28 protein-coding genes are annotated in these 21,573 nt (G+C 58.3%); 7 read left to right on the top strand and 21 right to left on the bottom strand.

Annotated features, from left to right (window positions below; genetic code table 11):
- Window positions 1–228 precede the first annotated feature (228 nt).
- The 3 genes from D8U60_RS21800 (at window position 229) to D8U60_RS21790 (ending at window position 1,532) form a co-directional block, all read left to right on the top strand.
- The gene (locus tag D8U60_RS21800; RefSeq protein WP_122602544.1) at window positions 229–438 is read left to right on the top strand and encodes a hypothetical protein; all 210 of its coding nucleotides are present in this window, start codon (window positions 229–231) and stop codon (window positions 436–438) included.
- Between the two features lie 78 nt (window positions 439–516).
- The gene (locus D8U60_RS21795; RefSeq protein ID WP_241663565.1) at window positions 517–852 is read left to right on the top strand and encodes a hypothetical protein; all 336 of its coding nucleotides are present in this window, start codon (window positions 517–519) and stop codon (window positions 850–852) included.
- Window positions 853–1,067: 215 nt separating this feature from the next.
- The gene (locus tag D8U60_RS21790) at window positions 1,068–1,532 is read left to right on the top strand and encodes a hypothetical protein (RefSeq protein ID WP_130900908.1); all 465 of its coding nucleotides are present in this window, start codon (window positions 1,068–1,070) and stop codon (window positions 1,530–1,532) included.
- An 85-nt stretch (window positions 1,533–1,617) separates the two neighbouring features.
- Here D8U60_RS21790 and D8U60_RS21785 read toward each other — a convergent pair whose 3' ends face one another.
- The 5 genes from D8U60_RS21785 to D8U60_RS21765 are packed head-to-tail and all read right to left on the bottom strand — an operon-like array spanning window position 1,618 to window position 4,473.
- Entirely contained in the window at window positions 1,618–2,040 is a 423-nt protein-coding gene (locus D8U60_RS21785; protein WP_130900907.1) for a cell wall hydrolase, read from the bottom strand.
- 59 nt (window positions 2,041–2,099) lie between these two features.
- Entirely contained in the window at window positions 2,100–2,465 is a 366-nt protein-coding gene (locus D8U60_RS21780) for a phage tail protein (protein ID WP_130900906.1), read from the bottom strand.
- Window positions 2,462–2,791 (bottom strand): hypothetical protein, encoded by a 330-nt coding sequence (locus D8U60_RS21775; protein WP_130900905.1) that lies wholly within the window; start codon window positions 2,789–2,791, stop codon window positions 2,462–2,464. Before D8U60_RS21775 ends, D8U60_RS21780 begins: the two co-directional genes overlap by 4 nt.
- Complete coding sequence (locus D8U60_RS21770; RefSeq protein WP_130900904.1) at window positions 2,791–3,786, bottom strand: phage tail protein; 996 nt, start codon at window positions 3,784–3,786, stop codon at window positions 2,791–2,793. The genes D8U60_RS21775 and D8U60_RS21770 overlap by 1 nt, the downstream gene beginning before the upstream one ends.
- A 24-nt stretch (window positions 3,787–3,810) precedes the next feature.
- Complete coding sequence (locus tag D8U60_RS21765) at window positions 3,811–4,473, bottom strand: hypothetical protein (protein WP_130900903.1); 663 nt, start codon at window positions 4,471–4,473, stop codon at window positions 3,811–3,813.
- 24 nt (window positions 4,474–4,497) lie between these two features.
- Between D8U60_RS21765 and D8U60_RS27715 the strand changes: the two genes are divergently transcribed.
- Window positions 4,498–4,755: a hypothetical protein gene (locus D8U60_RS27715; protein ID WP_177435489.1), complete on the top strand. Its 258-nt coding sequence runs from the start codon at window positions 4,498–4,500 to the stop codon at window positions 4,753–4,755.
- Window positions 4,756–4,829: 74 nt separating this feature from the next.
- On the opposite strand, the gene D8U60_RS21755 is transcribed toward D8U60_RS27715, so the two are convergent.
- From D8U60_RS21755 to D8U60_RS21745, 3 genes are read right to left on the bottom strand one after another with little or no spacing between them, the layout of a single operon-like run.
- Window positions 4,830–8,393 (bottom strand): phage tail protein, encoded by a 3,564-nt coding sequence (locus tag D8U60_RS21755; protein WP_130900901.1) that lies wholly within the window; start codon window positions 8,391–8,393, stop codon window positions 4,830–4,832.
- Between the two features lie 58 nt (window positions 8,394–8,451).
- The gene (locus tag D8U60_RS21750; RefSeq protein ID WP_130900900.1) at window positions 8,452–9,060 is read right to left on the bottom strand and encodes a tail assembly protein; all 609 of its coding nucleotides are present in this window, start codon (window positions 9,058–9,060) and stop codon (window positions 8,452–8,454) included.
- A gap of 42 nt (window positions 9,061–9,102) precedes the next feature.
- Window positions 9,103–9,525, bottom strand: coding sequence for a hypothetical protein (locus D8U60_RS21745; RefSeq protein ID WP_130900899.1), 423 nt, complete (start codon window positions 9,523–9,525; stop codon window positions 9,103–9,105).
- Window positions 9,526–9,660: 135 nt separating this feature from the next.
- Between D8U60_RS21745 and D8U60_RS27785 the strand changes: the two genes are divergently transcribed.
- On the top strand, window positions 9,661–10,470 hold the full coding sequence (locus D8U60_RS27785) for a hypothetical protein (RefSeq protein WP_206663315.1): 810 nt from the start codon (window positions 9,661–9,663) through the stop codon (window positions 10,468–10,470).
- A 205-nt stretch (window positions 10,471–10,675) separates the two neighbouring features.
- Window positions 10,676–10,954 carry a hypothetical protein gene (locus D8U60_RS21735; RefSeq protein ID WP_130900898.1) on the top strand — a complete coding sequence of 93 codons (279 nt, stop codon included), beginning with the start codon at window positions 10,676–10,678 and terminating at the stop codon, window positions 10,952–10,954.
- A gap of 111 nt (window positions 10,955–11,065) precedes the next feature.
- Here D8U60_RS21735 and D8U60_RS21730 read toward each other — a convergent pair whose 3' ends face one another.
- From D8U60_RS21730 to D8U60_RS21685, 10 genes are all read right to left on the bottom strand, one after another.
- Window positions 11,066–11,830: a C40 family peptidase gene (locus tag D8U60_RS21730; RefSeq protein ID WP_130900897.1), complete on the bottom strand. Its 765-nt coding sequence runs from the start codon at window positions 11,828–11,830 to the stop codon at window positions 11,066–11,068.
- Between the two features lies 1 nt (window position 11,831).
- A complete protein-coding gene (locus D8U60_RS21725) occupies window positions 11,832–12,593 on the bottom strand; it encodes a phage minor tail protein L (RefSeq protein WP_130900896.1) in 762 nt (253 codons plus the stop codon).
- Between the two features lie 9 nt (window positions 12,594–12,602).
- Window positions 12,603–12,941, bottom strand: coding sequence for a phage tail protein (locus D8U60_RS21720; protein WP_130900895.1), 339 nt, complete (start codon window positions 12,939–12,941; stop codon window positions 12,603–12,605).
- Window positions 12,941–15,991, bottom strand: a complete 3,051-nt coding sequence (locus D8U60_RS21715) for a phage tail tape measure protein (RefSeq protein WP_130900894.1) — start codon at window positions 15,989–15,991, stop codon at window positions 12,941–12,943. The genes D8U60_RS21720 and D8U60_RS21715 overlap by 1 nt, the downstream gene beginning before the upstream one ends.
- A gap of 27 nt (window positions 15,992–16,018) precedes the next feature.
- Window positions 16,019–16,321, bottom strand: coding sequence for a DUF1799 domain-containing protein (locus D8U60_RS21710; RefSeq protein ID WP_090283138.1), 303 nt, complete (start codon window positions 16,319–16,321; stop codon window positions 16,019–16,021).
- Window positions 16,322–16,338: 17 nt separating this feature from the next.
- The gene (locus D8U60_RS21705) at window positions 16,339–16,719 is read right to left on the bottom strand and encodes a phage tail assembly chaperone (RefSeq protein ID WP_130900893.1); all 381 of its coding nucleotides are present in this window, start codon (window positions 16,717–16,719) and stop codon (window positions 16,339–16,341) included.
- Between the two features lie 2 nt (window positions 16,720–16,721).
- Entirely contained in the window at window positions 16,722–17,393 is a 672-nt protein-coding gene (locus D8U60_RS21700; RefSeq protein ID WP_130900892.1) for a phage tail protein, read from the bottom strand.
- Window positions 17,394–17,462: 69 nt separating this feature from the next.
- Window positions 17,463–17,882, bottom strand: coding sequence for a phage tail terminator-like protein (locus tag D8U60_RS21695; RefSeq protein ID WP_125915847.1), 420 nt, complete (start codon window positions 17,880–17,882; stop codon window positions 17,463–17,465).
- Window positions 17,879–18,475: a hypothetical protein gene (locus D8U60_RS21690; RefSeq protein WP_130900891.1), complete on the bottom strand. Its 597-nt coding sequence runs from the start codon at window positions 18,473–18,475 to the stop codon at window positions 17,879–17,881. Before D8U60_RS21690 ends, D8U60_RS21695 begins: the two co-directional genes overlap by 4 nt.
- Entirely contained in the window at window positions 18,472–18,843 is a 372-nt protein-coding gene (locus D8U60_RS21685; protein ID WP_130900890.1) for a hypothetical protein, read from the bottom strand. The genes D8U60_RS21690 and D8U60_RS21685 overlap by 4 nt, the downstream gene beginning before the upstream one ends.
- 82 nt (window positions 18,844–18,925) lie before the next feature.
- Here D8U60_RS21685 and D8U60_RS21680 point away from each other — a divergent pair, with 82 nt between their 5' ends.
- The gene (locus D8U60_RS21680) at window positions 18,926–19,306 is read left to right on the top strand and encodes a hypothetical protein (protein WP_130900889.1); all 381 of its coding nucleotides are present in this window, start codon (window positions 18,926–18,928) and stop codon (window positions 19,304–19,306) included.
- Here D8U60_RS21680 and D8U60_RS21675 read toward each other — a convergent pair.
- From D8U60_RS21675 to D8U60_RS21665, 3 genes are read right to left on the bottom strand one after another with little or no spacing between them, the layout of a single operon-like run.
- On the bottom strand, window positions 19,303–19,806 hold the full coding sequence (locus D8U60_RS21675) for a DnaT-like ssDNA-binding protein (RefSeq protein ID WP_125915844.1): 504 nt from the start codon (window positions 19,804–19,806) through the stop codon (window positions 19,303–19,305). The genes D8U60_RS21680 and D8U60_RS21675 overlap by 4 nt on opposite strands.
- Window positions 19,807–19,862: 56 nt before the next feature.
- Window positions 19,863–20,438 carry a hypothetical protein gene (locus D8U60_RS21670; RefSeq protein WP_130900888.1) on the bottom strand — a complete coding sequence of 192 codons (576 nt, stop codon included), beginning with the start codon at window positions 20,436–20,438 and terminating at the stop codon, window positions 19,863–19,865.
- 51 nt (window positions 20,439–20,489) lie between these two features.
- Window positions 20,490–21,458 (bottom strand): major capsid protein, encoded by a 969-nt coding sequence (locus D8U60_RS21665; protein ID WP_008431834.1) that lies wholly within the window; start codon window positions 21,456–21,458, stop codon window positions 20,490–20,492.
- Window positions 21,459–21,573: the final 115 nt, after the last annotated feature.

The following is a 21,573-nucleotide window of genomic DNA, read 5'->3' as shown; positions in this document are numbered from 1 at the left end:
GCCGCAATTAGAGTCGAAAGACTGAGATTCGCCCCAATGTTTTCGCATACCGAAAAATGATTGCGGCCCAAAAAAAGGGCCTTAATTTCACGTAAAAATTGAAACCCTATCGGGCACTGAGAAGCTGGCATTATGCCGACTTTGCATAATCCAGCGCTTTGCCCTTCTCCGGCGTTCTGCCGACATTGAATCCCCCTGCTACTCTGGTTTCGTCCAAGGAGGAAACCAATGCCAAACTCTGATCTGCTCCCTTCCCTACTCTTCAAAATCAATGAAAACCAGCTCGCCCTTGAGGCTGCCATCATGGAGCTCACCCTTTGGGTCGAGCAGCGGGGATCCGCCGATGTCGCCGAAAACGTCCGGAGCTCTCTGGCCGCGCTTGATCGGAATGAAGAATTCATCAAAATGACCTTGGCTGTTTTGATGACGCCCGACTGACAGCTCGTCGCCTCACACTCGCCCGCTGGCACAGCCTCGATTACTGTATATGCAAACAGTATTCAGTAAGGCGTGCCCGTGGCCCCCCTCTATATAGAAGACACCGACGATTGGCTCGGAAGTCCAACGCCAATCGAAACCCTCCGGCATCAAATCTTGCTCTATGAGAACGAAGTTGTGGAGCTGAACCTGCTGCTGCGCCAGGCTCGGGATAAAATTTTCAGATTGCTGGAGATGAATAACGAGGTTGCCGGCGAGCGAGACGCGCTGCGCTCGCAACTGGCTGACCGAAGGTCTGAAACTGCCTACATACATAGCGAGAGCACGGAGTTGCTCAGCCAAGTCAGGAGCCTCACGCAGGTCGCAGATCAGTGTGACCGTCCGCTTCATGAGAAACCAACGACTGCTAAATGAGAAGGCGGAGCGAGAAAAGCGTAGATAAGGCGGATAAGCAGACTGCGCTCATGCAACGCAGGTGATTAGCTGCCAGAGCTAACGTACGATTGAAGCTTTTCCTAGCTATTGGCCGAAAAAATCCCGGAGGGATAGGTCGTCAAAAAGCGTAGCCAAAGATAACCAAATGGGACGTATTGGCGTAGAATGCGCCATTTCAGGCCTAGATGGTTAACATGAAGAACATGAGCAAAATCAGTGCAGCAGCTTTTATATCTCTCACAGCGGTCTTTCTATCGGGCTGCGACGATAACACTGTGAGTAAAACCGTAACCACGTACGGCACTGACAAATGCAGCGTTGATCTAATCTCTGGAAAACCCGACGCCATTGCTTATGTTAAGCGAGGCAAAGTTGAAATTCAGGGCTGGGCATTTGACGAAGCCAAACAAGTTACAGCGCAAAACCTGCAAATTCGCCTAACTGGAGCGCAAGGCGAAGCAACTGCCAAGGATCCTGCGCGAATCGACCGTCCTGATGTAGCAAAGGCCTATAATAACAAGGAGCTTACTAATTCAGGCTTTAACTTTGTTTTAGACACTACGGCGCTTGTACCGGGAGCTTACGCAATCGCTCTAAATATCCAAAAAGAAAATGGGCTGTATATATGTCAGTCTAAAAAGCTTCTAGTCCTCATGTAGATTTACTGCGCGCCTATTGACGCGATCTTTGTAACTTATACGGTGGGAATACCGCCTAGATTCAGAGTCTTATAGGGAAGCTCGCTTATGGGACGTCTCTGAAAAAAATGTGACAACCGAGTTTTAGCGTCTGAGTCGCTAGCATTGCCCACGCCGGTGCCTTGATGCTAGTGGCGTAATAGTGCGTGGCGCCGCCGGTAGGATCCGGCACCTTTCCATCAATCACCTGGTCAGCCGCGACCCGGCACTGCGCCAGCTCGCGGAACGGGATCTGCTTCACGCCGATCAGGAACTGATAGTTCGGGTCGGTCTTGTTCCAGCAGCTGAATTGCCAAGGCTTTTGGCAGACGCCGGCGTAGCCTTCCCCCCACCACGACTTTTCCTTTCCATCGAACACGCGGTTGCGGATCGTCCAGGCTACGGCAACCTGTCCGGCCGCACCTTCGCCACGTGCCTCGCCCCACAGTGTGCGCGCGAGGATGTCGCGGTCTTTCTCGGTTACTGGCATAACTTTTCTCCAGGCAAAAAAAATCCCGCTCGATGGCGGGTTTCGGTGTTCGTGGCTGCTCAGCTAGCGTCCAGCTCGCCCAGCAATGGCGCGGCGATGATTTCCGGGGCCGGCGGCTGAACTGGCCACACCGGGGCTTGATACCAAGTTGGCTGCAGCGTGACCTTGCCCAGCGCAAACTTGTATCCCTTCCAGGCTTTGAGGCTGATGAGCAGTTGAGCCTGCTCGGCCTCATCCTCTTCGGTGGCTTCGCCAGCATCGATGCCATAGCCGAGCGTATCCACACGGTCCTGAATCCGAGCGATTTGCTCGACCGCACTTAAATTGTAAGCGGCCAGCTCAACCTTAGCTGCGGTAAGCGCTGCGGCAGCGGCCGCAGCGTCCTTCATCGCCTTCGTTACCAATTTGCTCCAGTCGATATTCATTGATCCACCTGCGCAGTGACGAATGTTGTAGGCAATGGCGCAGGTAGCTCCACCACGCCATCGGGCACGTTGAAAAGTGGGACAGGGTACGCCTGCGCCTGGCTGAAATTCGCCGGAATTGGTAGGCGCAAGGTCAAAACCAAGGTTCCATTTGTACGATTGACCGAATCGCCAAACCACTGCGATGTAATTGCCTCAAGTGGCAGCGTGTCGCCATCCCCCATCGGATTGAAGTCGAAGGACTCGCCATTGAGCGTCAGAACATCGCCCTGTTTGACGACGGTCAGTTCGTCGTCTGAGCGAAACGGAGAAAGCTTAATATCCATCAGAACCACCTTCCGATTGCGCGCAAGCCGATCCGATACACTTGGCTTGCACTGAAATTCGCCTGAACGGAGACAACCCCGTTGCTGCCCATGTTTGCGTTAAGCCGAGCAATGGTGAAGGCCTCCGTTGTCTCTGCATACTGCAGGGTAGCCATCACTGTTGCGACATTCCCCACAAAAGCCGCCGGTGGCGACCAGTTCGCCAGCGCAGTAACGTTTGCAGTGGTGGGGCCGAAGCCAAGGTTGCGTATCCAGCATTCTTGGGTGCCGTCGGCGTAGCGAATCCAGCTGCCATTGCTGGTTGAACCGCTCTCGACGATGTTTCTTCCGCCTAGCTGAATCCCTGTCGGGACATTCAAAACCCCGCCAAACGAGTACGTCATGAATGGGCCGCCGACGGTGTTGGTCGAGTTCACCGACCGCCAGCTAAACCCGCCAGTGCCGCCACCCTGGTTGCAGGTAAACGAAACGCCACCAACCAGACCACTGCCGTTTGTTTCGTTCCAGCCGATAAATGCACCTTGCGAGTTAGGGTTTGCAGCACCAAACATGGAAATGCTGTTCAAGCGAACGTTGTACGCTCCCCCTACTGCTGGCAGCGCACCAAGGGCCGCTAACAATTCGGTGCTATTGTTCACTGCGACATTGGTGCCACCCTTGCTAAAGGGCAGAGTCTCGTAGTTGCCCGTGCTTCCAAGCGCAGCCATTTTCGGACCGTAAGTGTTCACCCAAGACCGCACTTGGTCGGCCAAATCCTTTTGGTATCCCTGCACCGGCATGATCGAGTAGAAGCCGCCGGCCACCGTCGGGCCTTCATAGTTCGGCGAGATCGACAACGCAGTGTTGCTGGCAATGTTGGTCACCTCATACCAGCGACCATCCGGGCCGCGAAATCCATCGCCGACCCGGCTGTTTGCAATAAAAGCAGTACCCGCACCGATCACTGCGTTGGAATTTTGGGTGACAGAGACCGTTCCCGTCTTGTACCAGGGCATTGTGTATCTCCAGTAATAAAAGGCTCAGGCCAGCAATTTGGCGCAGAGAAATGGGCGATGGCCCTGATCGGTCCATGCGTTCGAAGCGAGGCTGTACATCAGAATGCGGTTATTCGCGTAGTCGACGCCCAGTGCGCAACTGCCCCCAGAAGAGTTGTTGTGGCAGGTCATCGTGAAGGGGTTGATGGAAACAAACTCACCGACCCCGAGCGCCTTGGTAATTCCCCAGATGTAACGTTGTCCGACGCTCAGTTGTTCGGCGCCGAGATACGTCCAGTTGCCAGCGGCGAAGGTCACAACCACCGCCGGCGCGCCGCTGTCATAGCAAAGAATGCCGTTCGGATCCCATAGCCGCAGGCCGTAGTTGGCCGTGCCCATCGAGGCCCAGGCAGCGACGAAATACTGGCCGCTGAGCGACTCATTGACCTTCGAGGCGTTCATTGAAAAGCCTGTCCAGTTGCCCGGCCCGCCAGTGAACCACACCGAATACGGAACCTGAATCAAGCCCGTCTGGTCCGGCCGGATGAATACCAGCGGCGGGTCTTGGCTGGTCACCGCCCTCGGGAATGTGGCCGTTGCGGTGGCCACTCCCGAATAGGATCCTCGGGTCAGCATGCAAAGCCTTGGCGCTTCCGAATCGATCTGAACGAAAGCGTTGTCATTGATGCTCTGGAATCCGAAGCTCATGTCGCAAACCTTATGGCGTAGGCCTTGGAAACGATCCTCGACTGTAGTGTCGAGGCGCTGGATGATGGGTTTTTCGGCCTGACCACGACCTGCCCTACCGCTGTCGTCACGTACGGGTACGACCGGATGTTGCCCGACGAGTCGTTCTCCGAAGGCTGCACGTCCTGTGCCCTCGTCGGGATGATCATGAAAACGCAGTTGGCTGGGTTGAATCCTGGAATATTGAAGGTGAGGCTCGGCGCGGTGCCGGTGAAGTCAATCACGCCCTGCCAGATCACTTGATACGTGAAGCTGTTGGTGTCCATAGCAAGCTGACCGCTCTCGTTAAAGACACGCAGTCCAAATAGCGCCATTGATTACCCCAGGTAGCCGAGACGGACACGCAAGACGTTGTTGGCGTCGTAGACCGAGACGTTCAGTGAGTTGATCACCAAGCGCCCCTGCCCCGGAACGATGCCGTTTATTTCAAGCGTGCCGTCTTTGTTCAGGATCCAGCCTTGCTGGCCGGCGATGTAGTTGGAAGAGCTGATGTAGTTGCCGATCTTCGCGTTGGTGATCGAGCCATCCATGATGAACGCGGAGTTCATGAACACCTGGCCGCCCTGCACCGCGAACGGCACCGCGATCGCGCCGCCGGCAATCGTGTTGACGATGGCGAAGCGGTCGGCCGCGACGAGCAACTGGCTCTGCAACCCTGCTCCGGTGTTCTCGATACCCAAGCCAATGCCTGCCGCGACGTACTGCCCGTTCGCCGTGACCTGCATCTTCACCGACCACATCGTCGTCAGCTTGCCGGCCGTATCCGCGTACGCGGTGGACGTCTGCTGAATGGCAGCCGAGTTCTGATCAACCGAGACGTTCAGCTGGTCAATTTTCGTCGCCGTTGCCGAAGCGTTGGTGGCCACCACTTGCTCAAGCTGGGTGATGTTCGCCTCGTTCGCGGCGATCTTTGCATCGAACGTGGTGATCCGCTGGGCGGTTGCCTCGTTTTCCGATGCTCTGACCTTGCTTTCTGTGGCAATCGACGCCGTGCTCGTCCACCCCTTCATTGCGTCGGCAAGATCACCCTCCCCGTCGTCTTCCCGATACGCCGCGCGCAGAGTTTGCGTGGCCACTGCCTGAGCGGTGATAACCCCGTCGAGCTCAATGATCTCGGCGGTATTCGTCGCAACCTGCTGAGCAAGGCCATTCGCAGTCTCAACGGTTTGCCCAACGTCGAGCCAGTAGAGCGGGTTTGGCGGTGGGGTTTCGAGAGGTACCGTGCCGGTGGCTTGATAGATCCGCTTGCCCTGCACCACCAAGTCGTACTCTTCATAGGTGGCTTCGGGGTCGTAACCCTTCAAGCCGTCCAAAGCATCGATCTGCGCCTGCAAGCCTGGGATCTTCTCGATTTCTGCCAGCAGATCCTCGCCGAGTTCCGTCTCGGTGATTTGGCCGGCGATCATTTCAAGAATGGCAGCGGCATCTGAACTGGATTGCCCCTGCACACCAAGCCCGATCGGATACCACGGCCCGATGTTGCCGATCTTGTCGACGATGCGCCCCCAGAAATAGAAGGTCACGCCGGCGCGCAGGCCGAGCATGGAGAAATCGCTCTGCGGATAGGCCAGGTCTGTCAGCTTGGTCGCGGCCTCAAGATCGGTCGTCGGCCCGTACCAGATCTCCGTGCGCTGGCTGTCCTCGGCGCCAGCAGGGAATCCCCACTTGAGGTAGATGCCGAACAGCAGCGGCGTGGCAGTCAGGAACGCCAGCGCCGGCGGCAACCCCTGCTTGCCGCTGAGGTTGGTCAGAATCGAGTTGCGCCACGGCGATGTAATGTCGAATGCGCTCACGGCGCGAGCACGGGCCACATATGCGCCAGCGTAGATCCCGACGACGTCCGCGTTGGTCATGCCGGTGCGTTGCAGCTTGATCCAGTTACCGCTGTCCTTGCGCCATTCGACGTCATAGCCGACGGCGCCATCCACGGCTGGCCAGCTGATGGTCATGGTGGCCACGGCCAGCCCCTGCACAACCGACGACGTCGACGAAAGCGACACGCTCGCGGGCGCCGGAACAACGGTTATTGGAATCACGCTGATCGGGCGTTCTTCCAGGCGTGCGCCGGTGTCGATGAAAGCAAACTTGCTCGGTTCGAACTGGAGCGCACTGATTTCGTAGTCACCCTCGGTGGTGCGCTTGGTGCGCAGCACGCGATACAGCGGAATGGCCAAGTCATCGGCGTCGAGCGCCCATTGCAGCTGTGCAACCGGCGGTTCGCTGTAGGCAACCGTGACGGTGACGGCTCGGCCGTTGACGCTCTGTACGGTCCGACCTTCGGCGCGGCCGCCCGGCAGGTTGATGATCAGCCGGTCGCCGGCCTTGGCCTGGGTATCGCGATCGAGCGTGATAACCCGCCCCGCCACCGCCGAGATACGGCCGCCCACTTCACGGCCAGCCAGCAGCGAATCCGCCACTGGGATGATGTGTCCGGGCAGCGGGATCACGCCCTCCATACCAGTCTTGAACGAAACGGTGCGGTCTTGGTTGTTGCTGAGGATCGCCCACTTGCCACGGCGCTGGGCCTCGGATGCGCGGGTGCAGCCAATGGCGCTCAGCTCAGTCGGCCGGTCGCCGTAGCGGCGCTGGAGATCCAGGTCTGCGAATGGGATGACGTCAGTGTCGTAGTTGTTCGCCGGGTTGTCATAGCTGACTAGCGCCCGGGTGTAACGGGTCTTCGCCGAGGCGCTGCCATAGGAGAACCTGCCGTCGATAACGTTCGACCGGGTGAAGACGTAGTCGAAGTCCTGAGCGCGCGGCATGTCCGCCTGCATCACCAGCTGGCCCTGCGCCCAGTACGTCATGCCCCGGTAAATCGCCGAGATATCGCGCAACAGCGACCAGGCATCGGCCTTGCCCTGCAGGTTCATGTCGCAGAGGAAGCGCGGTTCCTGCCCGCCCAGTCCGTTCGGCACCAGCTGATCGCAATACTGGGCAATGCGGTACAGCTCCCACTTATCCACCATGAACGGTTTGATGCGCTTGCCCAGGCCGAAGCGGTCTTCGGTGCAGATGCCGTAGGTAATCCACGCAGGGTTATTGGTCCAAGCCGATTTCATCGAGCCGTCCCACGTCCCGGTGTAGGTGCGCTGGATCGGGTCGTAGTTGCTCGGCACCATCCAGCGGCGCGCCTTGCACTTTACGGTGACGGCCGGGATGTTCGTGAACTGCTCGGCGTCGAATTCGATGTAGAGCAGCGCGGTGTTTGGGTATCGCAGCTTGGCGTCGATGACTTCGGTATAGCCAGCAACCAGCATGGTGTCGGCGATCTTGTTGGTGTTCTGGTTCGGCGTCAGGCGGCGCACGCGGATCTGCCAGCCGGTGGTGGCGTCCGGTAGATCAATGCGGCGCGAGCGCTCGTAGCGCGTGGTGGTCTTGCCGTCGACAGCATCCACCAGCACCTGCTGATAGGCACCGCCGTCGGTGGCGACGTCGATTGCGTACTCGATCCGGTAGCCGCCGACGTTTCCCTGGTCGTCAGAGCGTTGCAGCGCCGGCCATGCCAAACGCATGCGCACGGCGGAAAGCTGAGTGTTCGTGATCGAGCGCACCCACGGCGAATCGCTGCGCAGCTCAATGTTCAGCGACGTCTCGTTCTCCACGGACGGAATGCCGGGGATATACGTCTGATCCACCGAGCCTGGGCGCCAGTCCCACTTCACGTTCGGGAAGTTGTAGTTGCCGCTGGCATCGCGGATCGGCGTGTTGTCCAGGTAGATGTCGTAGTCAGTCGGGGCGCTGTCGAACTCACCCTCGCCCACGGCGATCAGCAGCTTGGCCAGGTTGGTCGAGCGCAGGCTGTCGCTGGCTTCGGTCGGCGACTTTGGCTTGCTGCTACCGCCCTTCTCGCCGTGGATGTCGATCTTTGCTGGTGCGCCCATGCTTTCCTCCAGGCGTAAAAAAACCGCCTAGCGGGCGGTCGGTGTGCTGCTGTCCTGATTACACTTTGTCTTCAGCCAGGATCGAGGCCGAGATGATCATCCCGCCCCACCGGCGTTCGCCGATGCAGATCGGTACCGGGTTGCCGCTGGCCGTGGTGTTCTTGGCGCTTCCGAAGGCGTAGGACGGCGAGTTCTCGGGGGAGGCACTCTGCTTCAGTCCGGACGCTTGGGGGCTGAGCATTTGAATGACGCCGCCGATCGCCATAGACGCGCCGGCCGCATACAAAAACGGCGATGCGGCTGCAAACGGAGTGAATGACAGCACATACGCTGCGGCGATCATCACTGTGCCGATAATGGTCTGTAACCCGCCGGCACGCTTGCTGCCACCAATCACTGGAACAATGCGGATTTCCCGTGTACCGCCGAGATCGAATCCGTCCATTCCGATGTTTGCGCGATTGCGGAAGATCGCAAACTTTAGTCCTAGGCGCTCCAGTCGTTTAATTTCCTCGGCGAACCCAGCAATGGTCGCATTGAGCGCACGGAACACCTCCACGGCCGATCCGCCGTCGAGAAGGAATGGCTTGCTTCGAAAAAAATTCTTCGCAAGCGAGCCGGACAACATGACTTTCGTCATTGGCGTGTAGGTAATTGCTGAGCACATGCCATTCTCCAGGCAATAAAAAACCGCCCGGAGGCGGTCTGTTCAGAGAGTCGTGGGTAGTATGTCGATCTGCCCATCGCCCCCGGTGAAAACTCGGTATTTCTTGATCGCGCCGTCTTTCACGATCGCTTCACGCTCCACTCGGGCTGCGCCCATGGAGCAGATGCCAGAGCCGGTGTAAGCGGCGCCAACTGAAAACGAATCAGGCGGCAGATAGAAAGATGCCTTCTGGCCCGGGTCGAGCTTGGCAGCTTGTTTGCCATCGATAAAAACGGCCATTGAACAAAGGCTTCCGGTCTGCCCAGAGTCGCGGATCACTTGCAGCGTCCCATATGCCCCCGATGGCTTGGCCTGGTAGGCCGACAGCTGGCTGGCCGGCGCCTGCTTGGCTTCATTGGACGGCACTGGCGAAGTCGCACACCCCGCCAACAGCGCTACCGCCAGCGCTCCTACGATCAATTTCATGCAGGTCACTCCTGTGGGAAAGGATGCACTGTAGCGCGACACTGTCCGGGCATCCAGCATGGATGAAAGGACAGTAGAATTCCGCGCGACTCAGCAAGTAGCATTACGCCACTACAATCTTGAGATAAAGTAACCATGGAAGGCTTCCCAATACCACCAACAATCTTCGTAGCACTGGGCGTAATAGTGGCAGCACTGCTGGCGGGGTTTTTCTCATTTCTAAATCTTGTGAGTGCAAAGGAAAACAAGGTCTCTGAATTTAGACTCGCTTGGCTAGACGGGCTTCGAGATGAAATTTCAAAGTACACTGCGGGCGTGCAGGAACTTTTAAGATTAGAAAAAAACGGCTTATATAAAAGAACAACGGGTATGCAAGACGCAGATTATAAAACCCTAAGGAAGGAATGGTACAACGATACCCGCGAAGCCTACTCGAACATTTTAGAAAGTTTATCTCGCATACAGCTAAGACTAAATAAAAAACATATTGAAGAAAAACCGAATGGCCACGAATCCATACTAATGGAATGTATAATTCGATCGAGGAAGCACTTTAGCCTAGGTGAATACAAAGAAGCCTTTGACTGCTGTGACGAAATCAGAAACGCAGCCGCGCCGCTGTTGAAATCAACTTGGGATTTGGTTAAAAATGGTGAACAGGGATATCAACGAGTCCGAACCATTGCAGCGAAGACTATTTCTTGGGGCATGATCGCTATAGTTTTAATTTTCGCCACGTTTTGTATTGCTGCAATGAATCAATCCAGCTCCGAAACTGAAAGATACACGATTCAAAACTTCAATCTAAATATTGAGCATTTGCAGAATCTAGATCCCAAGCCAACTACAAACCCTTCAAAGATTGCACCTACACCTGCACCCGCACCCGCACCCGCACCTGCGTCTGCACCTGCGTCTGCGCCTGATAAAGTTTTTAATAGATGATGAATCACCGTCTTCAAAGCAAGCTAACTGAGGACTCTAACGCTTGGCAATCCCGCTTTTCTTTACTGTACAGATACTCAGTAGCGCCCCGCCGACCTCCGATAGTAGCCTCTTGCCCTCAAGCACGGATTCTCCAGTCCTTTGCCTGCAAGCCCAAGGACTGGGATTGCGCCAATTTCGGCGCGCCTAACGCAAGGAAAGTGAAATGAGCGAGCCTGAAGAGCCAATGACGAAAGATACGCTGGACGGCTCGTATAACTACGGGATGCTGTCCGTGCTTCAAGTTTTAACCGGCTTCATATATGAAAAATCGACTCCTCATGAACGGCAATATTTAAAGGCGCAGCTAGAGCGCGCGAAGGCGCATCCGATTGCCAAATGGAACCGAAAAGAGGAAATCGATTTTTTCGAGGCTCCTTTTGAGTCCGCAGAGTCAGTCATGAAAGGGATAGATGAGCAACTTGCCGCGCACGCGAAAGGCTGATTGCCTCCTTCACTTTGTACATAGCAGCAAGCTTCGAAAGCAGCTCATTCTGGGCTGCTACTTTCTCCGATGGTTGATTCATTAGCCAAACTCCGAGCGGTTAATTCCGCATCATGTAATTGAAGGTGCATCTTTGTGCCTGAGAATCAGGCGGGTTCGGTCAAGCCAAGGCCCGCCGAAGACAATGACCTCTGACGGCCTGCCGTACAGGTGGTGCAGCAGGAACGGGCCGGGGCCAAACGTGGCGGCATCTTCACCAGGCAGAGCTGGATCAGCGCCGAGGAAGATCCCCGCGTGGTTCGGGTAAACCGTGCGTCCCACTTCCATCACGATCATGTCGCCGCGCTGCGGCTGGTCAACACGGTAGAAGCCGGCCGCCTCGTAGTTCGCTTCGTACAGGCTGGTGTTGTCCTTGCTTTCCCACCAGCCATCGGCACGCTTGAAGGCTTCGAACTCCAGCCCCCACTCGCGTCTGTACCAATCGGCGCAGACCTGCCAGCAGTCCCAGGCGCCGTGCACAAACGGTCGTTTCAGCAGCGGCACTTCACCAGTGGGAACGATGGTGCGCAGGTCGCCTTCCGGCCAGCTCAGAATGTGCCAAGGAATCGCCGTCGCTTCGCACATCGCAAGGTCGCGTGGTGACGGCCTGCTAGTCGCGTCCGGATGTGAATGAATAACGCCGATTACTTCGCCTTCGCCTTCGGCAGCTGCGTACTGCTCGGGATCGATCCGGAACTCTTCGTTCGGCTCGGTGGAGACATTGCTACAGGGGAAGTACTGCTGCTTGCGCCCGATTGCCAGCAGCAGCCCGCAGCACTCATTCGGGTAGTCGGCCGCCGCATGCTCCTGGATCGCGTTCAAGATGTGCTTTCGCATGTCAGCTCCTTGCGATCAGGGATACAGCGGGGAAGCCGCCGAACGGCAGCGGGTTGCCTTCGCCGAAGCGCGGGATACAACCCGTGCCCAGCGTCGCGTCGCATTGGTCCAGTTCAGGGTTGTCGGTGATGACGCCGTCCTTCGTGACGTACGGCCCGGTGTAACCGCAGTTCGGCCCGCGATAGCCACCGGTGAGACACCAATGGCACAGCGTTGTGGCCTGCCGGCCGATTGATTCGTTGCCAACGTCGCCCGGGCTGGCCAACTCCCAACTGACCGTCTCCCCGTCCTCGTTCGTCTTCTGATCGATGTACCAGACCTCGATCGTCTCTTGGGTTGGATCTGCCGTTGGATTGCCGGCCGGGAAGTTCGCAGCGTCGAGGTAGGTGCCGAGCGTGTGCCGCATCGTCAGCTTGAACTCCAGCAGATCCTCGAACGCCAAACAGAGCGCCGTGATGCGCCCGTTGACGTTGCCCACAGACAGAGTTGGCCGGACCGCTGTGCCGTCGCCGTTCGCCTCAATGCCGTCGATCTGCATCGGCCAGGCGCTGTACTCGTTGCCTTGCCAGTAGATCGCCTTGGCCGGCAGCTGGTCGGCATCGGCGCCGGCGGCGGCGGCGGCGGCGATAAGCTCGGCCGGTGTGTGCGGTATCGCGTGCCCATGAAAGCGCAGAACGTCCGCCCCGTAGTCGGTTCCGTCCAATTCAAACAGCAGCACTTCGCTGCCAGGCTCAAGCACTTGGATGTCACTGATCAGCGGCATGTTTGCCCCTTATGGATGGAATGCCCGCTCGAACGTGGCGGTGAGTTTGAAGACCCCGCCGCCCATTGGCGTGGGAGCGGGATTTTTGCAGGTGAACAGCCCGAGTTCGCCGAGCGGCGTTGTCCACAGAAACGCCTTTGCGCCGCCGTGCCGGTCAAGGAACCCCATGATTTCCTGCACCTTGGCCTTTCGACCGGAGCAGGTGATCGGATAGGAGTCCTCCTTGTTGTTCGGGCCGTCGCCAACATTCTGCGCGTAGCCGCCGCCGAACTTAGAGGTGCGCACCCGATAGGTGATTTCGGGTGTCTCACCGCGCTCGGTTGGCCAGGTGAATTTCTCGATGGCCATCAGGCCCTCCCATTGGCATTTCGAAAGCTGGTGCCGCCCGCTCGCCAAGAGTCAGCGACGGCCTTCTCGGCCACGGCCTGCATTTGCGATTGAAGGTTTTTCGATAGCGCTTGCTGGTCGATCTGCATGCCTTCAGACCCACGGTCCTCAGTCACCACCGTGACCGGCGCGCTGATGCTGATCGTTGTCCCGGAACCGCCACCAGCAGCGAGAACGCCGAGCTTGCCGCTGGAAGTCCTGGTCAGCGGCATGATCGCCTCCGGCCCCGCCTCACCCATGACTCCCGCCCGACCGCCGGCCATGCCGAACGCGGTCGGCGCGCTGACGATGCTGTTGGTGAAGGCGCCGCCGTTGGCGAACATCTGCACGCCCGACGACCAGGCACCGCCGAGCGCCTGCGGGAAGTAGCTGCTGGAGTAACCTGCCGAGAACGCGCCGAGATTCGAAGACGTTGCACCGGCAGATCCAGCCGCCAGCCCGTTACCGCTGCCTCCGCCAGTGAAGTAACTGGTGGCAGCACCGACGAGGCTGCTCAGCAGCGCAGAACTGGCCTGACGGGTCGCGATCCGCGCCATGTCCGCCAGAATCGACTTGGTGAAGTCAGCAAAAGACAGTTTCCCGGTCATGGCGAAGTTGACGACCGCGTCTTCCATCGAGCTGAAGGCGTTGCCGAACAGGGTCTTTGTCTGGCCGGCGATATTGCTCGCCGAGTTCAGATAATTGGCCCAGGCCGATGTTGCGCCCTTGGTCCAGTCCCCTTGAGCTTTCTCAACATCTGCGTAGTTTTGACGGATCTGATCGGTTGCAGCTTTGTTCGCATCGGCGAGCGCCTGCGACTTCCGAGAGAACTCCTCTTCCGACATGTTGCGGGATGGGTCAGATCGCTGATTTTCCAGCTCGAGCGATTGCTGAGCGAACCGATCTTGCTGGCTGTTCAGTTCGCCGTTCAGTGCGTTCTGCCGATCACCCTGGCCAACGCCAACTACCGCCCGCTGCCCTGCCAGCTCCAGTGCTCTCTGCTGCTGGCTCAAAGCCTGAACGTAGGAGGAAATCGCTCGCTCCTGCTTCGCCAGCCTTCCGGTTTCGCTGGTAGCGAGCACTTCGAGCTGGCTGTCAGCTTCCTTTTGAGCCTTGACCATGCCGGCGCGAGCATCGGCAATCTTCTGATCCAGTTGGATGCTTTGCGCGGCAGATGTGGTCTTTTTCGCCTTAGCGGCTTCCAGCGCAGCGATCTCAGCCTCGTAGGCTGCGGTCACTTCGTCGCGCTCGTTGCCGATCAGCGCTTCACGCTTCAGGGCATAGTCGGCTTGGGAAACGAGTCCAGCCTTCTGTGCTGCGTCCAATTCCTTTTGGGCGTTTTTGTATTCAGCGCTGATGGCTACCAGGTTGTTTTTGGCGTTGTTGAAACTGGTCAGATCGACCTGTGAACTGGCCGTTTTTGAATCCCTGAACTGGTCGTTGATGTTTGCCAGGTTCTTGTCGATCGCCGCCTGATTCAGGCGAGGATCGTTCGGCGCTACCTCGCGGATGTCTTCCAGTTGCCGCTTGTACTCCTTGATCGCGTCGTTACGTTTCTGCTCATTCGTCCACGCCGACTTGGTGAGAGCGTCGACCTTCGCCATGGATGAGACGGCATCACCTTGGGCCTTTGCCTGCTCACCTTGCCACTTGGCGATATCGGCTTCTGCAGCCTGCTGATCCTCCAGCATGTTGAGGCGATTTTGATAGAGATCGATCATCTCTTGCTTGTTCTGGAACAGGCCTACGTCGCCCGCCTGAGCGCCCGCCAAGTCACGGCGGGCTTGTTCGATATCAGCACCGATATCGCTGCGCCCGATATTCTTCAATCCATCAGCAGCGCGAGCAACTGCGTTGTATCCCCTCTCCCAAAAGCTAAGATTCTCGAGGATCCGCGGCGTGCGCTCGTTGATCGCATCGGCGAACGACTCAGTAGCCAGCTTCACGGCGCCGGCATGGTCGCCCTGCTTCTCCAGTGCGGTGATCTGCGAGTAAACCGACGCGGTGAGATAGTGGTACTGCTCATTCAGCGCAGCAGATGCCTTGACCGGGTCGTCGGCGAGCTTGGCGAACTCCGCGACAGTCTCGCTAACGGCCTTGCCGGTCGCTTCCTGCATCGACACCGCTGCTTGAGTGATGCCCGTAAAGCTTTCGCCAGCAATCTTTCCATTGCCGGCCAGCAGCGCGAGAACCTCAGCGGCTTGCCCAGTAGTGCCGACAGTCGCGCTCACCTGACGCGCCATATCGCCGATCTGTCCAGCACTCACACCGGCGTAATTGCCGGTCAGGATCAGCGATTTGTTGTAGCTGTCCTGCTCCTCGCTGCCCTTGTAGAAAGCGTATGCAAGACCGCCGGCGGCGGCAGTGGCCAGCGCCAGCGGGCCGAGAATCGCCAGCAGGCCCGCCGCGCCTTCACCTGCACCGGCACCCAACTGCGCGATTGCGCGAACGCCGCTGCCCCAATCCCCCGAGGACAGTGCATTCCCCAGCTGCACCACATTTTCCTGCGCCTGGCGCGAGCCGAGGCGCAACTTTTCGAAGCCGGTGGTGGTTTTGTTGAGCTTGTCGTAATCCTTATCGATCTTGCCCAGCGCGGCGTTGTACTCATCCTGGCTGATGCGGCCGGCGTCCAAGTGCTTGCCCAGTTGCTCTACCTGAGTATCCAGCTTTGCCAGTGCGGCGCGGGCCGGGTCGATAGCACCCAGCAGGCTGGTCAGTGCCTTCTGTTCATCCATGGCCGACTTGGCCAACGCGACCTGCTGCTTGTCGAGCTGCGCCGAGATCTTCGCGGCCTCAGCCTCGCCATAGGCGCCCGTTCTGGTCAGCTTCGCGAGCGCTTCCCGCTGCTTTGCGAGATCCTGCGTGGTCTTGGCGTTGGTAGAGAGCGATTTCTCCAGCGCCTGCATTTCGTTCATCAACGAAACGGCGGACTGCTCGGCGCGGCCGCCGGCCTTCGCCATTTCATCCAGGCTGGTTTTGGCCTGAATAGCGTCGGCCGAGTCGATCTTGACGCCGAGTTCTGCAATGTTCATCGACTCACCTTGAATAGATGCCCGCGTTTACGGGCTGTTTTCCCTTTCCTCTGCCATGACGCGCAGGGCTTCGCCTTCCAGCACCTGAAGGTCAGGGAAGATTTCAGCGAGTTTCTTTTTCTTGATGCCGAGGAAAGCGGCCACGTCGCGGATGCTGCTGTAGTCGAGACCAATAGCGCCGCCGGCGCCGACACGCCACTGAGTGGACATCCTGTTGAACAGGAGGAAGGCTGGCCAAAGACATGGCCAAACTTCGAATTCCTCTTCAATGTCCTCGGCGTCCAACCCGAATGCGGCAAGTTGCTCCGCATTCGGAGGGGGCTCATACATGGCGCGGGCGGCGCGAATCAGTTTCCCGTGCGGGCCTTGGCGTAGGCCGCTTGGTAGGCATTTACCACGGCCTCGGTTGCACCGTGGCAAGAAGTCACCAGCGCCTTGATGCCCTCGTCGTCGAACTTGTCATCGAACTCCCAGCCAACAACCAGATCCTTGATCTGCTGCACTTGGTTTTCGGTGTCGACCGCAACGATCTGCGACATCGTAGGCTTGTCGCCGAACTGTTCGAGACTTTGCTTTTGTCGCTGATTCCATCCATCGAACAGCGCGGCAAGTTCGATGCGGTCTCGATATTTGAAAGTGAATTCCACCTTCACCGGATCCTGGCCAACTACCGGGACCATCACTGCACCGGGGAAAGTTGGCGCTTGCGCAATTTTGAACTTCGCCATGATTAAGCCCCGCCGCCAGCAGCAACCGGCGCGCGATACGCGGTGATTTCAGCGTTGATGGTGAAGCCAAAGGAAACGGCCGCACCTTCGTTGCGCACCAGCGTCGGAGTTTTGTTGAAGGATGCGTAACCGGCGTAATAGATCGTTTTGCCGTTGGGCAGCGACATACGCAATATGCGCACTTCCTTCTCTCGATCGGCTTTATCCAGTTCTTCATACCAGGCCAGGCTGTCATCGTCAGCCAGCTGGAAAGCGAACGCCTGCGCATTTTTGGTGGTCGGGATCTGCTTGTCACGGCGCGCTTCGAGCGGCGCGTAAGTCCAGTATTGCTGCTCGCCGCCGGACATGGAGTTGCCGATCACCTGGTTGACGGCTACCCAGCCGGTCACTTTCTTGGCGGTACCGCCGCTGATTCCATCGGGAAAGAAAGCCACGTTGGACGTGTCGATGCCTTCCAGTGTGAATGCGCCCGCCGCCGCGTTGGATACACGCACGGCGCGCTCGTTGATGTCCTCCCAGCCGGAGGTGATCAGAAGGATATCGCCATTGGCAAAGCCGTTCGCAGCGCTGGTAGCGACCCCCGGATTCGCGTTGCTGATTGCCGAAATAATCTTCGCGGCGGCGAATCCGCTGGAAATTGAAAGCGTCGCCCCGTTGGGGAAGTAAACAGACATGGGTTTTCCTCTTTGCAGAAATGACAAAACCCGCGCAGAGGCGGGTTCAGGATTTGCCCAACGGGCGGGTTATGGCGTGGTGTCGGACCGATATGAGAACGACAGCGGGACGGTATAGGTTGAATCGCCTGTGATGCCTGGGCCGACATCAACAGGCGTCATGGGCGTAACTACAAAACCGTTCTTCACGTCGCGCACATAAAGCGGAAATAACGCGATGAGCTCGGCGGCAATGGGGTTGGCTTTTGCTTTACCTGTGCCTGCCGGGCAAACAATGCTGACCTGGAACACGCCGGTATACAGCCGGTGGTCTCCGCCGAGCGTGTTGCTGGCCGTGTCGCCCGGGATGGTGAACGCCCTCAGATAGGTCTCGCCTGTCGCCGGGGTGTAAGCCATGTTCTCAAAAACGATTTTTAGCTTTTCCAGCCTGGCATTGTTCCAGGCGATCAGCTTTGCCTCGTAGATCGAGGCGATGATGGCGTGACTCATACCTGGTTGTTCCTGATGGCCTCCAACACGATCTGCTGGAAGCGAGCCACGGTTACCCGGACCATGCCGCCGGGGGCCTGGGTCGAATGACCGAACTCCAGCGGAATCGCGTAAGGCAAGTTGTTGATGATGTAGGCCATCTGGCCGGCGGAGAAGTCGCTCATTGCTGCTACCAGCGCCGCGGTAGTCTCGGCCCCGGTCGGGTCAACCTCGTCGAAGGTGACGCTCTCGACCACGCCGAGAGAGATGTGCCAGTTCGCGCGGAACCGGCCGCCGACGTAGCCTTCGGGCGCCTTGATGTCCATGCCATCGTTGAGCTTGCGGCCTTTCTTGAGCCTGCCACCCTTGGTCAGGTTGGACGGGTCGCTGCGCAGCGCAGTGTTGTGTTCGTCGACAGCCTTGTTGTACTTGGTCGCAATCGCATTCTGCGCCCAGATCTCCGGGTTGCCCACGGGAGACATGCGGATCAGGCTGCTGCCGACCTCGATGATGATCTCGCGCACACTTGCGTCGATGGCTTCGCTAGTCTGGGCCGCGAACTCGGCGAGACTCAGCGCGAAGCTGCCGGATTGACCGGCGCCCGCCCGGTTCACGACCTCACCTGCAATTCGTAGAGAATCGGCGTGCCGGCCGGGTTGATTTCTTTCAAGGGAGGGATGATTGACCAAGTGCGACCTTGAACAACGATCTTGTTCAGTAACTCAGGCACCCACTCCAGCCCCTGCGCGGCGATCTTGAGCTTCTTGTCGCCCTGCCTGATGAGGCTGTTGGTCTGGAACTCCTGACCCGAGAAATCGAGCAGGATGCCCTGGGCGGTCTGTTCGATGGTGGCGCCTGGTGCCTCACCGCCCAACTCAGGGTCATACTCGCCCGGCTCAGTCTTGCTGATGATCACGGGCTGGCCGAACTCTGTGATCATCTCCAGAGCCATCACGGCCATTTCGTCGTAGAAGGTGGCCATCGTGGCTCCGGATGCATAGGCGTTATCGGGCGGTTACTATCAGCTGCCCAATAGGCCGCCGAGAAAGGAAAAGGAAATCACTATGACCACTGAAAATCAGCACGCACGCGAAGTCATAGCCAGGATGCAACGCCTGTGCTCCCAGGCTGATGATTTAATGGCATTGCACGCAGGTAAGACCATATTCAATCGACTGGAGAAAGATGAGCTGCAGCAGGGATTTCGGTCGCTCAAAGAGGAAATTAAGCGCTACGCCAAAACCGGAACGATCGATGGCAAAAAGCGCGCCCGCAGTGAGCTCGAAGAGTTTTATTTTGAGCCAGCAGTAAGAACTGCCGCAGCCAACATCCTGGTAAGCGTAAATGCTGATCCAGCTTCACAGGCGTGGTTCTCCTGTGTCTATGGCATTCAAACCGACGTCGGGTACCTACTTTCTCAACTGACAGAACAGTTTCCAAACTAGGCGCGGACTGCGAATAGCCCGCGTTTCTGCAGGTAATCGGCAAACTGCGTTGCGCTCGGCCGGTCCGGCGCCGCGGGCATCAGTCGGCCGCTGGTGTTCGGAATGGTCGCGTATTCGCGAGTTACCGCACCCTCGACACGCTCCAGCGTCACCGCGCCTTTGCGCTTCTCGATCGGGTCGACGTCGTCGGTGTGGATCTCGGCAGCCAAAGCCATTTGCCCGTACTGGATCCGCGCCGGCAGGTAGTTGTCGGGCTTGATTTCGTAATCCAGTTCGACGCCGCGGCGTGGCCAGGACAGCGCCTGTTCGCTGTTAGACTTTCGCCCTTTCCACGTCATGCCATCCATTGCCAGCGCGGACCGGCGCAGCAGCGCTTCCTGTGCTGGCACTTCCGCCGGGATGGTCACGCCGAATTTCACGGCGTACATGGCCAGGTCTTCGGCAGATGCGTAGCTTTCGGCGTCAGGCTTGCCGGTACCGTCCTCGATGATGAGTGTCATGAATCAGCTCGCTGTGGTGTGCTGGATCGGGCGCCGCGTTGTCAGCGCCCGGATGGTTACGCCTGATGTAGATCAGCAACTGCCTTTTCCAGCGATTCTACCGAAGCATTCGCCCGATACGTCACATTGGCGGAGTCGAGTTGCGCTTTGAGGCTCGCGATCTTCTCAGCATTGTCGACGGGCTCCGCTGCTGCCTTGAGACGTGCAACTTCGCCACGTAGCGATTCAACCTCGCCCGCCAAGTTGTTGCGTTCAACCGTGAGGGTTTCGAAACCTTCGTGGATGGCTTTCAGCGCACCGAACAAGCGGATCGGCAATTCGCCGGCGCCCGGGTGTTCCAGTTCGGTCAGGCCTTCTGCAGCTTCGATCAGCAGCACGACGCCATCGCGCTCAGCATTCAACTTGTCGATCAGCTCCTGCAGCGCGGCGTGATCACCACTATCTGCGATCAGCAGCACCGGCGCCGGTTCAACCTGCCGCACCGTCACCTCCGGCACATCATCGGCCTCTCCATCGCGACTTTCTGTGATGTTCGCGTCAATGATGCGCAGCCCGTGTTCCTTCGCCAGCGCCTTTACATCTTCCCGGTACTGGTGAAACGGTCCGGGTAGATACCAGATTTTGTTGCTCATGATTGCATCTCCGCCAAGCCGGGCACACGTCCCGGCTTGGACATCACAGGGTTACTTGGAGGCGTCACCGATCAGAGCCACACCGGCGGTGTGCTTGATGCTGGTAGCGGTCTTGTCCCAGTTGGTACCGGTCGCCAGCTCGGCGTCGGTCGGAGACTTGCCGCCGGTGGTGGTGTCCCAGGTGTAACCCTTCAGACCCAGGCCGAAGGTGTAGTCGGTCTGGAGCGTGGTTTCGATCCGCTCCTTGCCGTTGGTGGTCTGAACGTTGCTGATGATGTCGCGGCCGTCATGGACCAGCGCAGCGCCTTGCACCAGGGACAGGATGATTTCCTTGTTCGGGGTGCCGGCCTGCATCAGCGCAGGGGCATCCGTCACAACGGAGATCTTGCCGAGGATGTCCACCACGCGAACGTTGCCCGCCTGGAACAGCTGCTGCTGGTTCGCCAGGTTCTGGCCGACCAACTTGTGGTAGCTGGTGCCTTGCATAACCTGGGTGACCAGGTTTTGACTGGCGTCGCCGAACTTCGCGTGGGCGTTGTTCAGACCGGCGTAGGTGATGCCTGCGGTCGCCGACACATCGTTGACTGCGGCGGCTTGGGCGGTGATCGCTGCAACCAGTGCCGCGATCGCAGTGTTCAACTGGTCCTTAAGCAGGATTTCAGCGAACGCGCGGCTGGCAACCTCGATGCCTTGCGCGGTCGGGCGCTCCAGCCAGGTCATCTGCGATGGCTCATAGCGGATCGGACCGAAGCCGCCGGCGACTTTCACCGAAGTGTTCTTCAGCTCGGTCAGGTCGGTGGCAGCGACGGCGGCGTTGGCGCTGTAGCGGTCTACGCGGCGCTGGGCAGCAGCAAGAGTCTGGAAAAACGACTCTTGGAGGAAGTCACCAGTGAAGCCGTCCGGGGACAGCACAATTGCGCCGCGGCTCGCAGCGTTGAACGCGGCGAGATATTGATCCAGCGTCTCGAGAGTCGCCGGCATGATGTATTCGTTAAAAACCTGCATTTGCGACAGGGACATGAGTTATTTCCTTAAGATTGAGGGAGATCTGGGAACCGGCTTGCGATTGCAGCCGTGCGTTCCTCTTTGGTACCGCCGATTTTTCCTTTCGGGGCCCCGCCCCCACCACCTGCAC

Origin of the sequence: Pseudomonas sp. Sample_11 (assembly GCF_004307505.1) — a bacterium.
GTDB lineage: Bacteria > Pseudomonadota > Gammaproteobacteria > Pseudomonadales > Pseudomonadaceae > Aquipseudomonas > Aquipseudomonas atacamensis.
This window is presented reverse-complemented; position numbering and strand designations above follow the sequence as displayed.

Coding starts and splice junctions, on each gene's coding strand:
- D8U60_RS21800 (WP_122602544.1), top strand. CDS start 229: ATGCCAAACTCTGATCTGCTCCCTTCCCTACTCTTCAAAATCAATGAA.
- D8U60_RS21790 (WP_130900908.1), top strand. CDS start 1,068: ATGAAGAACATGAGCAAAATCAGTGCAGCAGCTTTTATATCTCTCACA.
- D8U60_RS21785 (WP_130900907.1), bottom strand. CDS start 2,040: ATGCCAGTAACCGAGAAAGACCGCGACATCCTCGCGCGCACACTGTGG.
- D8U60_RS21780 (WP_130900906.1), bottom strand. CDS start 2,465: ATGAATATCGACTGGAGCAAATTGGTAACGAAGGCGATGAAGGACGCT.
- D8U60_RS21775 (WP_130900905.1), bottom strand. CDS start 2,791: ATGGATATTAAGCTTTCTCCGTTTCGCTCAGACGACGAACTGACCGTC.
- D8U60_RS21770 (WP_130900904.1), bottom strand. CDS start 3,786: ATGCCCTGGTACAAGACGGGAACGGTCTCTGTCACCCAAAATTCCAAC.
- D8U60_RS21765 (WP_130900903.1), bottom strand. CDS start 4,473: ATGAGCTTCGGATTCCAGAGCATCAATGACAACGCTTTCGTTCAGATC.
- D8U60_RS21755 (WP_130900901.1), bottom strand. CDS start 8,393: ATGGGCGCACCAGCAAAGATCGACATCCACGGCGAGAAGGGCGGTAGC.
- D8U60_RS21750 (WP_130900900.1), bottom strand. CDS start 9,060: ATGTGCTCAGCAATTACCTACACGCCAATGACGAAAGTCATGTTGTCC.
- D8U60_RS21745 (WP_130900899.1), bottom strand. CDS start 9,525: ATGAAATTGATCGTAGGAGCGCTGGCGGTAGCGCTGTTGGCGGGGTGT.
- D8U60_RS27785 (WP_206663315.1), top strand. CDS start 9,661: ATGGAAGGCTTCCCAATACCACCAACAATCTTCGTAGCACTGGGCGTA.
- D8U60_RS21735 (WP_130900898.1), top strand. CDS start 10,676: ATGAGCGAGCCTGAAGAGCCAATGACGAAAGATACGCTGGACGGCTCG.
- D8U60_RS21730 (WP_130900897.1), bottom strand. CDS start 11,830: ATGCGAAAGCACATCTTGAACGCGATCCAGGAGCATGCGGCGGCCGAC.
- D8U60_RS21725 (WP_130900896.1), bottom strand. CDS start 12,593: ATGCCGCTGATCAGTGACATCCAAGTGCTTGAGCCTGGCAGCGAAGTG.
- D8U60_RS21720 (WP_130900895.1), bottom strand. CDS start 12,941: ATGGCCATCGAGAAATTCACCTGGCCAACCGAGCGCGGTGAGACACCC.
- D8U60_RS21715 (WP_130900894.1), bottom strand. CDS start 15,991: ATGAACATTGCAGAACTCGGCGTCAAGATCGACTCGGCCGACGCTATT.
- D8U60_RS21710 (WP_090283138.1), bottom strand. CDS start 16,321: ATGTATGAGCCCCCTCCGAATGCGGAGCAACTTGCCGCATTCGGGTTG.
- D8U60_RS21705 (WP_130900893.1), bottom strand. CDS start 16,719: ATGGCGAAGTTCAAAATTGCGCAAGCGCCAACTTTCCCCGGTGCAGTG.
- D8U60_RS21700 (WP_130900892.1), bottom strand. CDS start 17,393: ATGTCTGTTTACTTCCCCAACGGGGCGACGCTTTCAATTTCCAGCGGA.
- D8U60_RS21695 (WP_125915847.1), bottom strand. CDS start 17,882: ATGAGTCACGCCATCATCGCCTCGATCTACGAGGCAAAGCTGATCGCC.
- D8U60_RS21685 (WP_130900890.1), bottom strand. CDS start 18,843: ATGGCCACCTTCTACGACGAAATGGCCGTGATGGCTCTGGAGATGATC.
- D8U60_RS21680 (WP_130900889.1), top strand. CDS start 18,926: ATGACCACTGAAAATCAGCACGCACGCGAAGTCATAGCCAGGATGCAA.
- D8U60_RS21675 (WP_125915844.1), bottom strand. CDS start 19,806: ATGACACTCATCATCGAGGACGGTACCGGCAAGCCTGACGCCGAAAGC.
- D8U60_RS21670 (WP_130900888.1), bottom strand. CDS start 20,438: ATGAGCAACAAAATCTGGTATCTACCCGGACCGTTTCACCAGTACCGG.
- D8U60_RS21665 (WP_008431834.1), bottom strand. CDS start 21,458: ATGTCCCTGTCGCAAATGCAGGTTTTTAACGAATACATCATGCCGGCG.